The organism is Microbacterium sp. UBA837 (genome assembly GCF_002296025.1).
GTDB lineage: Bacteria > Actinomycetota > Actinomycetes > Actinomycetales > Microbacteriaceae > Microbacterium.
In genome coordinates this window covers 1-10,205 of record NZ_DBHD01000103.1, presented here as the reverse complement: position 1 = coordinate 10,205, position 10,205 = coordinate 1, and the positions used below count along the sequence as shown (strand labels likewise).

At 66.6% G+C, this 10,205-nt stretch carries 9 protein-coding genes; 6 read left to right on the top strand and 3 right to left on the bottom strand.

Going from position 1 to position 10,205, the window contains the following annotated elements; all coding sequences use genetic code 11:
• Positions 1-1,373 (bottom strand): ABC transporter ATP-binding protein (locus B3587_RS07590; RefSeq protein ID WP_292727601.1); only part of this gene is annotated, 1,373 nt, incomplete at its 3' end.
• A gap of 108 nt (positions 1,374-1,481) precedes the next feature.
• On the opposite strand from B3587_RS07590, the gene dacB reads away from it, so the two are divergent.
• Positions 1,482-3,044 carry a D-alanyl-D-alanine carboxypeptidase/D-alanyl-D-alanine endopeptidase gene (gene dacB / locus B3587_RS07585; RefSeq protein ID WP_292727599.1) on the top strand — a complete coding sequence of 521 codons (1,563 nt, stop codon included), beginning with the start codon at positions 1,482-1,484 and terminating at the stop codon, positions 3,042-3,044.
• 4 nt (positions 3,045-3,048) lie between these two features.
• Here dacB and B3587_RS07580 read toward each other — a convergent pair whose 3' ends face one another.
• On the bottom strand, positions 3,049-3,783 hold the full coding sequence (locus B3587_RS07580; protein WP_292727597.1) for a PhzF family phenazine biosynthesis protein: 735 nt from the start codon (positions 3,781-3,783) through the stop codon (positions 3,049-3,051).
• Positions 3,784-3,873: 90 nt separating this feature from the next.
• Between B3587_RS07580 and B3587_RS07575 the strand changes: the two genes are divergently transcribed.
• From B3587_RS07575 to ppsA, 5 genes are all read left to right on the top strand, one after another.
• Positions 3,874-4,497 (top strand): FMN-dependent NADH-azoreductase, encoded by a 624-nt coding sequence (locus B3587_RS07575; RefSeq protein WP_292727595.1) that lies wholly within the window; start codon positions 3,874-3,876, stop codon positions 4,495-4,497.
• A gap of 275 nt (positions 4,498-4,772) precedes the next feature.
• A complete protein-coding gene (locus tag B3587_RS07570; protein WP_292727593.1) occupies positions 4,773-5,312 on the top strand; it encodes an NADPH-dependent FMN reductase in 540 nt (179 codons plus the stop codon).
• Between the two features lie 26 nt (positions 5,313-5,338).
• Entirely contained in the window at positions 5,339-5,863 is a 525-nt protein-coding gene (locus tag B3587_RS07565; protein ID WP_292727591.1) for a flavin reductase family protein, read from the top strand.
• A gap of 99 nt (positions 5,864-5,962) precedes the next feature.
• The gene (locus B3587_RS07560) at positions 5,963-6,799 is read left to right on the top strand and encodes a pyruvate, water dikinase regulatory protein (RefSeq protein ID WP_292727590.1); all 837 of its coding nucleotides are present in this window, start codon (positions 5,963-5,965) and stop codon (positions 6,797-6,799) included.
• Between the two features lie 37 nt (positions 6,800-6,836).
• Positions 6,837-9,236 (top strand): phosphoenolpyruvate synthase, encoded by a 2,400-nt coding sequence (ppsA, locus tag B3587_RS07555; protein ID WP_292727588.1) that lies wholly within the window; start codon positions 6,837-6,839, stop codon positions 9,234-9,236.
• Here ppsA and B3587_RS07550 read toward each other — a convergent pair.
• A partial coding sequence (locus B3587_RS07550) for a MalY/PatB family protein (protein WP_292727587.1) occupies positions 9,233-10,205 on the bottom strand: 973 nt, incomplete at its 5' end. The two genes, ppsA and B3587_RS07550, sit on opposite strands and share 4 nt — an antisense overlap.

The following is a 10,205-nucleotide window of genomic DNA, read 5'->3' as shown; positions in this document are numbered from 1 at the left end:
ACGATCCCGACACCCTCGAGGAGGGACGCGCGGCGGAGATCGCGGACGTCGGCACCGGCGAAGAGCACGGCGCCCGACGAGGCCTCGTACATCCGTGGGGCGAGATAGAGGATCGTCGTCTTGCCGGCTCCGCTGGAACCGACGAACGCGATGTGCTGACCGGGCTCGGCGACGAACGAGACGCCCCGGAGGGTCGCAGCATCCTCTCCCGCCCCGGGGTAGCGGAACGACACATCGCGGAACTCGATCCGACCGACCGGTCCCGGGGCATCGGCGACGTCGACCGCATCCGGCGAGTCGACGATCGCGGGTGTCAGATCCAGGTACTCGAAGATGCGGGCGAACAGCGCCATCGAGGTTTGCACATCGAGGGCGACGCGCATGAGCGCCATGAGCGGAAAGAGCAGGCGTCCCTGCACGGCGGTGAAGGCCACGATCGCGCCCGCCGTGATGTCGACACCGCCCGTGATGAAGAACCCGGCAAGCAGGTAGATGATGGCCGGGACGGCCGACATGATGACGCCCACGACCGCGAAGAAGCCCTGGCCACTCATGGCCTGCCGGATTTGCAGCGAGACTTGCCGGCTGGTCTCTTCGGCGTAGCGACCTGTCTCGTAATCCGAGCGGTTGAACGAACTCGTGAGCATGATGCCCGACACCGAGAGCGACTCCTGGGTCATGGCGGTGAGGGTCGACAGGGACTCCTGGGCCTGCGCGGCGATCCGGGCACGCACTTGCCCGACGCGGCGCTGGATCACCACGAGCACCGGAAGCATGACGATCGCCACGAGGGTCAGCCGCCAGTCGATGATGACCATCGCCACGAGCGACGCGACAACGGTGACGCTGTTGCCGAGGATCGAGGTGAACGTGTTGGTGAGCACGCTCGCGACCCCGCCCACGTCGTTCTGGAGGCGGGACTGGATCACTCCCGTCTTCGTGCGTGTGAAGAACGCGAGCTCCATCGACTGGAGGTGCCGAAAGAGCCGAACCCGCAGATCACCGGTGACACGGTTACCCACTGACGAGGTCAGCCACGTCTGGAGCACGTTCAGTCCCGCGGATGCCACGAACAGTCCGATCATCAGCGCGACGAGTTCGATCAGAAGCGGGATGTCCGGGGACCCGGATGCCGGGAACAGGGCGAGGTCGAAGACCTGCTCGACCAACAGCGCGGGCACGACGCCGAGCGCCGCGCTCAGGACGACGAGAACCGCGGTGACCGCGAGCCGCCCACGGTACGGCGAGAACAGCGCGACGATGCGGCGCCCGAGGTGAGGGATGTGGGGCGCCTCCGCGTTCCGCTCACGCTGCGTCCGTTCGTCGGCCCCTCGAGTGAGCCCCCCGCCGAAGCCTCCGCGCACCATGCTCATCCGCGCTCTCCCGTCCGACGTTTTCCATGTCTTAGTACATGTAAATCGTACCTTCCCCGCACGGCCTGCGGGCCGAGGCACAGAGGGCGCCTCACTAGACTCCGTCCCATGCTCCGCCGCACCCGACGACCGGTGACCATTGCAGCGATCATCGCTGCGTCAGCGGGATTGATCTCGTGCACCGCCGCCCCGCCCGGTCCGCCCACTGATGTGCCACCCACGATCGCGGCCATCATGGACCAGCCCACCTCCGAGGGCGGCCGCTGGGGGATGTCGGTGATCGACATCGACAGCGGCGAGACCCTCATCGCCGTCAACCCCGACGAGCAGTTCCTCACCGGGTCCACGGCGAAGATCCTCTCTGTCACCGCAGCCCTCGACCTGCTCGGCGCGGATGCGACGTTCACGACCCCGGTCGTCGCCGTCGGCGAGGTCTCGAACGGCACCCTCGAGGGAGATCTCATTCTGCGCGGCTCGGGAGACCTCACCCTCGGCGGTCGAACGATGCCCGATGGCACCCTCGATGTGCCGATCTTCGACCACTACGACGCGAACGTCCTCCCGGGCCTGGCGACGCTCACTCCCGAGGATCCGCTGACCGGCCTCGATGATCTCGCTCAGCAGGTCGCCGCATCCGGAATCCACACGGTGGGCGGGGACGTCCTCGTCGACGACAGGCTCTGGGATCCCGTCGTCCTGGACGGCGTACCGATTTCACCGATCGTGGTCAACGACAACCTGGTGGACATCGTCATCATCCCCGGCGCGGCGGTCGGCGACCCCACGACCGCGAGCTGGCGGCCGCAGAGCTCGGCGTACACCGTCGAGAATCTGGTGAGCACAGCGGATGCCGACAGCGGGTTCGACGTCACGATCACCGAGCAAGGCGGCATCCTCACCGTCACCGGAACGATCCCTCTGGGCGCCGAACCGGTGGTGCAGACCTATCAGGTCCCTGATCCGGCAGCGTGGGCCCGCACCCTGTTCATCGAGGCGCTCGAGCGCGCGGGCGTCACCGTCACGGCGGACCCGCGGACGCCGAGCTCGAGCGAGCTGCCGCCGGTGGCGGACCTCGACGGCGCGATCCCGGTCGCCACGTTCACCTCCCCGCCGTTCTCGGAGACCGCCCGACTGATCAACAAGGTCAGCCACAACCTCGGCGCCAATCAACTGCCGCTGCTGCTGGCGGCGCAGGCGGGTGAGCGAACCCTCGACGCCGGGCTGGCGAGACAGATGAGCGTGCTCGAAGCGGCGGGACTCGGGCCCGACGACGTCGTGATCACCGATGGTCAAGGGCTGCCGGGGAACCGCATCACTCCGGCAGCGATGACCTCCTACCTGGTGTCGCTGACGGACGCCCCGTACTTCGAGACCTTCCTCGAATCCACACCGATCCTCGGGGTGGACGGGTCCCTGGCAACCGTGCTGCCCGACGGTGACCCCGCGATCGGTTCTGCCCACGCGAAGACCGGCACGCTCGTCGGTCCGGGAACCGACACCCCCTACGTGCTCGAGACGAAGGCGCTCGCCGGATATCTGGATGCCGCATCCGGGCGGCGTCTCGCCTTCGCGGTGTTCGTCAATGACGTACCGATCACCGAGGTGCAAGCGGTCATCCAGGCCAACACCGATCTGGGCGCGATCGCGTCTCAACTGTTCCAGTTGTACTGAAAGCTCACGCCAGCTCGACGTCGCGCCCCGGGGTCGTACGGCCGCCGATCTCAACCTCCCGGCCGAGGTTCCGGCGATGCGTGACCAGCCTCGACCCTGCTCCCTGTTCGATCTGCAGGTCACGACCGAGCGCGGCGGTCAGCCGGATCGCTGCAGACCCGGTCGCCTCATCGGTGCGGATCCCGAGGCCCGGCGCGAACATGCGCGTGCGCACGCGCCCGGCTTCCTCGTCGAGCCAGGCCCAGACGTAGTGCATACCCTCGGTGTAGGCATCCGGATCGACGGCGTCGACCTCACCAGGGGAGTCGAGTCGTTCGAGTTCGAACTCCGGGGCCCAATCGACGTCGGCACTGATCCACGTGAGGTCGCCGTCGGCACGGACCCGGGCCGAGCCCGCCGGCACGACGACGTGCCGGATGTCGTCGCCCGCCGCGCGCAGCCAGGCTGCCAGTCCCACGGTGGGATGCCCGGCAAAGCGCAGCTCCTGCTTCGGGGTGAAGATCCGCGCCCGAACAGTGCGCCCGTCCACCTCGTCGATGAACACCGTCTCGCTGAATCCGAGGTCAGCGGCGATGTCCTGCTCATGCCCGCGAGTGGCGGTCGACGCCCACACGATTCCGAGCGGATTGCCGTGCTCGCCGGCTTCATCGACGAAGACGTTCACGACAGTTGCCAGGATGCCCATGACTGGCCAGTCTTGCACGGGATGCAGCGGGCGGTCAGCCCCGTCGGCCGCCACAGTGAGGGTCTTTGGTCCCTGCCGCCGACGGTCGGATCCGGCGCACAGTTGAGGGGTCGGACATTCCGACACGATGAAGAAGGGGACCTCGTGTCCAAGCTGCTGGTTATCCGCGCCCACCCTCTGACCTCAGAGAACTCGAAGTCGATGCGACTCACGGATGCGTTCCTCAAGACGTACGTCGAGACGCACCCCGACGACGACATCATCGACCAGAACCTGTACAACATCGCGATCCCCGAGATCGATCTGGATCTGTTCAGCGCATGGGGGAAGCTGCGCGAAGGCATGCCGTTCGTCCGCCTCCACGAGGCCGAGCAGAGCAAGCTCACCCTCTTTGAGGGCTACACGACCCAGTTCCTCAACATGGACAAGATCGTGATCGCCAACCCGCTGTGGAACCTCCAGGTACCCACCCGACTGAAGGCGTGGATCGACTGCATCTGTGTGGCGGGCAAGACCTTCCGCTACAACGAACAGGGCGAGGCGGTCGGCCTCGTGCACGGCAAGAAGGCGCTGCACATCCAGGCCGCCGGCGGAGTGTTCAACTCCCAGGATCCCGCGAGCCAGTACCTGCGCACGATGCTCGGATTCATCGGCATCGACGACTACACGGAGATCGCCGCCGAGGGCATGGACCACGACCCGGCCCGCTCGGATGAGATCATGGCCGCCGCGTTCGCGAAGGTCGAGGAAGCTGCCGCAACCTTCTGAGGTGATCAGGCTCACTCCGACGGGGGGCCGGTTCTCCCGGACGCCGTGACGTGGTTCATGGCGCCCCAGGATCGGCTCACCCGAGCGCTCTGAGCCGCGGTTTACGCGACCGAAACACGAGCGTGTGCACAATGGGTGTGCAGCGTAAGCCGTTGCGGGCGCACTGGGCCACAAGACCCCGGGGCGTGTGGAGATGTCGTTCGCTCCACGTCCCTCTCGCGGTGTGGTGCGGCGACTCATCCCTTCCTGTTCATCGGTATGGAAGTGAGAGAGTCATGTCACTCAAAGTCGCGGTTGTCGTCGGCAACCCGAAGCCGGCATCGCGCACCCGCAAGATCGCCGAGCTCCTGGTCGAGAAGCTTCTCGACCAGGGAACCTACGAGGCCCAGGTGATCGACCTGGCCGACTACACGAACGAGATCTTCGCCTGGCCGTCGGAGGTCATGGGGTCGCTGAACGCCGTGGTCGCCGACAGCGACCTCGCGATCTTCGCGTCACCGACCTACAAGGCCACCTACACGGGGCTGCTGAAAGCCTTCCTCGACCGGTATCCGGCCAACGGGCTCGCCGGTGTCACCGCGATCCCGGTTCACACGGGCGCCGACTTCACCCACTCGATGGGACCGACCTTCACGCTGTCTCCCCTCCTGGTGGAACTCGGGGCGACAGTGCCAGGACGCGGCTTCTATCTGGCCCTCAGCCAACTGGAGCGCGTGGACGAGGTCCTTGACGCGGCGGTCGCCGAGTATGCCACCAACATCCGACAGGTCGCGTCCCTGGCCGGCGCCCTCCGCGCCGGCGTCCCGGCATCCTGAACCGACGGCGAAGAGAAAGCGAACCCATGTCTCAGTACTCGGCACCCGATGTGCCCTTCTCTCCCCGTCAGTTCCGTGACACCCTCGGGCACTACGCATCGGGGATCACGATCGTGTCGGGCATCGACGATGGCGAACCCATCGGCTTCACGTGCCAGTCGTTCTTCTCGGTGTCCATCGAGCCGCCACTGATCTCGTTCAGCGTCATGAAGACCTCGACGACGTACCCCCGGATAGCCGCCACCGGCAGGTTCGCCGTGAACGTCCTGGCCCACGACCAGCACGAGATCGCCAACCAGTTCGCCCGGCGGGGCACCGACAAGTGGGCGGGCGTCGCCTGGAACCCCGCAGCCTCCGGTAACCCGATCATCGCCGACACCCTCATGTGGGTCGATTGCGAAGCGTGGGCAGAGCACGAGGCCGGTGACCACCTGATCGTCATCGGGTCGGTTGTGGGGATGAGTCCGGCCGAGTGGCACCGCGAGGAACCGCTGCTCTATTTCAAGGGTTCCTACCGTCACCTCCGCGACCTCGACCAGCTCGCCGGGTGAGCGAGGCCGGCATCACGATGCTTGCCCATGCGTAAAGAAGCCTGAATCTTGACGCACTCTTCGGCGAAAAGCAGGGGTAAATCTCCCTAACCTCGAGGCATGCATCCTGCCCTGAGCGACCACGCGCTCCCGAGCCGCGCCGTGTTCTTCGTCTCAGACAGCACCGGCATCACTGCCGAAACCCTGGGCAACGCGCTCCTGGCGAACTTTCCCGGATTCCGGTTCGATCGCCACACGATTCCGTTCGTCGACACCGCCGAAGCGGCAGCGGCGGTGGTGCAGACGATCACCGGTGCGGATGCCGCGGGCCTGGCGCCCATTGTCTTCTCGACGATGAAGAACGCGACTGTCGGACGCGTGCTCGATACCGCGCCGGCGCCGCGCATCGACCTTCTCGGTGGCCACCTCACCGATCTGGAGCGAACGCTCGGCACGACGGCATCCGAACAGCTCGGGCAATTCCATACCCTCGGTGACACCGAGGCCTACTTCGCGCGGATGCGCGCTGTGGAGTACGCCATCGAGCATGACGACGGGCAGAGCTCGCGGGCGCTCGAGTTCGCCGACGTCATCATCATTGCCCCCTCGCGCTGCGGCAAGACCCCGACGACCATGTACCTCGCGCTGCAGTACGGCCTCCTGGTCGCGAATTACCCGCTCACCGACGAGGACTTTCCCACCGATGGACTCCCGCGGCTCGTCGCCCCGCACGCCGAGCGCTGCTTCGGCCTCACCACGACGCCCCTGCGCCTGAGCCAGGTGCGCCACGAGCGACGCCCGGATTCGCGCTACGCGAGCCTCGCGCAATGCACCCTCGAGCTGCGACGCGCCGAAGAGCTGTATCGCCGCACGCGCGTGCCGTTCCTGAACTCCTCGACCAAGAGCGTCGAGGAGATGTCGGCAATCATCCTGCAGACCTTGAAGCTTCGCGCCTGACACCCCAGCCCTTCCCGGCCCTCACAAAGGAGCACCCATGAAGAACGTCCTCTGGTTCGACGAGATCGGCATGACCGATCTGCCAGCCGTCGGCGGCAAGAACGCCTCGCTCGGCGAGATGGTCTCTCATCTGTCAGCGCTCGGCGTGCGGGTTCCCGGCGGGTTTGCCACCACAGCCGACGCCTACCGCCGCTTCTTGGCCCACGACGGTCTCGGCGACCAGATCGCAGCCCTCTTGCGCGATCTCGACACCGACGACGTCGCAGCCCTCACGCGCGTCGGCGGCGAGATCCGCGCCAGCATCGAGCGGCACCCGCTGCCCGAGGACCTCGAGATCGACATCCGCACCGCCTACGACCGGCTGCTGCACGACGACGCCGATCCGGATGCCGTGACCTGGGCGGTCCGGTCGTCGGCGACGGCCGAGGACCTGCCCGACGCCTCCTTCGCGGGGCAGCAGGAGACGTTCCTCAACATCGGGGGAATCGAGAACATCCTGACCGCGATCCGTCGGGTCTTCGCCTCGCTCTACAACGACCGCGCGATCGCGTACCGCGTGCATCAGGGATTCGATCACACCGAGGTTGCGCTGTCGGCCGGCGTGCAGCGCATGGTGCGCTCGGATGTGGGTGCCGCCGGCGTCATGTTCACCGTCGACACGGAGTCGGGGTTCGATCAGGCGGTGTTCGTCACGAGTTCCTACGGACTGGGTGAAGCAGTCGTGCAGGGCGCGGTAAACCCCGACGAGTTCTACGTCTCGAAGCCGGCTTTGCGCGCGGGGCGCCCGGCGGTGCTAAAGCGGTCGGTCGGCGAGAAAGCGGTGGCGATGCGCTACACCGACAGTCGTGCCGCGGGCGCGAGCACGGCCTTCGTCGATGTTCCACTCGCCGATCGCGCCAGGTTCTCGCTGACGGATGCCGAACTCGAGGAACTGGCCAGGCAGGCTCTCGTCATCGAAGAGCACTACGGCCGGGCGATGGATATCGAATGGGGTAAGGACGGCGTCGACGGGCGGCTCTACATCCTGCAGGCCCGGCCCGAGACTGTCGTCTCTCGCGCGTCGGCGAACGTCATCCGCCGCTTCCGCCTGCACGAATCGGGGACGGTCCTGGCGGCAGGTCGCGCCATCGGCCAGCGCATCGGCTCGGGTTCCGTGCGGGTGCTGAGCGATCTGGCTCAGATGGACTCGTTCCGCGCGGGCGATGTTCTGGTGGCCGACATGACCGACCCCGACTGGGAGCCGATCATGAAGAGGGCCGCAGCGATCGTCACCAACCGCGGTGGACGCACCTGTCACGCGGCGATCATCGCGCGCGAGCTCGGCATCCCGGCCGTCGTCGGTGCAGGCGATGCCACCCGCATCCTGAGCGATGGACAAGACGTCACAGTCTCGTGCGCCGAGGGCGACACCGGGTTCGTCTACGAGGGCCTGCTGGAATTCGCCGAGGAGGAGACGCACCTCGATCGGATGCCGGAACTGCCCGTCAAGATCATGATGAACGTCGGCACGCCCGACCAGGTGTTCTCGTTCTCGCGCCTTCCCCACCGGGGGGTCGGGCTGGCGCGGCTCGAGTTCATCATCAACCGGCAGATCGGCATCCATCCCCGTGCGCTCCTCGAGGGCGACCTACCCGCCGAGCTGCAGGCCCAGATCGACGAGCGGGTCGCCGCCTACCCGTCGCCGCGTGACTTCTTCGTGCAGCGCGTCGCAGAGGGTATCTCGATGATCGCCGCCGCGTTCGCACCCGAACCGGTCATCGTCCGGATGAGCGACTTCAAATCGAACGAATACGCAAACCTCATCGGCGGCGAACGCTACGAGCCGCACGAAGAGAACCCGATGCTCGGCTACCGCGGGGCGTCCCGCTACATCTCCCCCGACTTCCGGGCCTGCTTCGATATGGAGTGCGAGGCGCTGCGGTACGTGCGCGACGAGATGGGATTCACGAACGTCCAGGTGATGATCCCCTTTGTCCGCACCGTCGGCGAGGGTCATGCCGTGGTCGAGATGCTCGCCGAGAACGGCCTGCGCCGCGGCGTCAACGACCTGAAGATCATCATGATGTGCGAGCTGCCGACCAACGCACTGCTGGCCGATCAGTACCTGGAATTCTTCGACGGCTTCTCGATCGGCTCGAACGACATGACCCAGCTGACCCTGGGACTCGATCGCGACAGCGGCCTTGTCGCCAACACCTTCGACGAGCGCGATCCCGCCGTGCTGCAGCTCATGTCGATGGCCATTCAGGCGTGCCGCGCACAGGGCAAGTACGTCGGCATCTGCGGTCAGGGGCCGAGCGATCATCCCGACCTTGCCGAGTGGCTGCTCGCGCAGGGTGTCGAATCGATCTCCCTGAACCCCGACACGGTCGTGGAGACCTGGATGCGACTCGCCGCCGACGCACCTGCCGACGCCTCTGCGGGGACGTCGTCCTAGACGGGCGCTGAGGAGAGGGCGGCGGCCAGCCGGCGAACGATCTCTTCGAGCACAGGCGTCGGCGTCGCGAAGATGAGGCGCGCGAACCCGGCGCCGACCTGGCCGCACATGGTCCCCTCCGTCAGGGTGACGGATGCTTCCGTCGCGAAGTATTCCGCGGGGTGCTCGTCGATCCCGGCACCGCGGAAATCGACCCACCCGACATAGGTGCCCTCCGGCGTGGGCATCCATACTCCCGGGAGGTGCTCTGCGAGCAGGGAGAGGAGACGGTCGCGGTTCCCCTCGAGGTAAGGGACGAGGTCGGCAAGCCAGGCGTCGCCGCTGCGGAAGGCCACAGCGTTGGCGATCGCACCGAGGTTGCTGGTGCCGTGGCCCGAGAACCGCCCGATCCGCTCCCACGTCTCGCGGTCACGGTCGCTCGTGAGCACGAGTTCCGCGCACTTCAGACCGGGGAGATTCCAGGCTTTCGAGGCGCTCATGGCAGTGATGGTGTGCTCGGCAGCAGCCGGTGTCACCGTCGCGTACGGGATATGGGTGGCGCCTGAGAAGACGAGCGGCGCCCAGATCTCGTCTGAGAAGACGCGCCCGCCGTTTCGGTCGACGACCTCGGCGATCCCGATCAGTTCGTCTCTCGCGAACACGCGACCCACCGGGTTGTACGGGTTGCACAGGAGCAGCAGGTTGCCTCCCTCGTCGAACGCCCGCTGCAGCGCGTCGAGGTCGAATTCGTAGCGTCCGTCGCGAATCGCGAGAGGCATCTCGATGACCTCGCGACCGCGCATCGGAGGCACCATGAGGAACGGCATGTATGACGGGGTGGGGACGATGATCTTCGACCCCGGCTCCGAGCAATGTTCCATCGCGAGTTCGAGGCCCATGATCACATCCGGGATGCCCCATACGTCGCTCGCCGGCACACTCCAGCCGTACCGGCGCTCGAGGAACCCCGCCGTCGCATCCGACAGATCA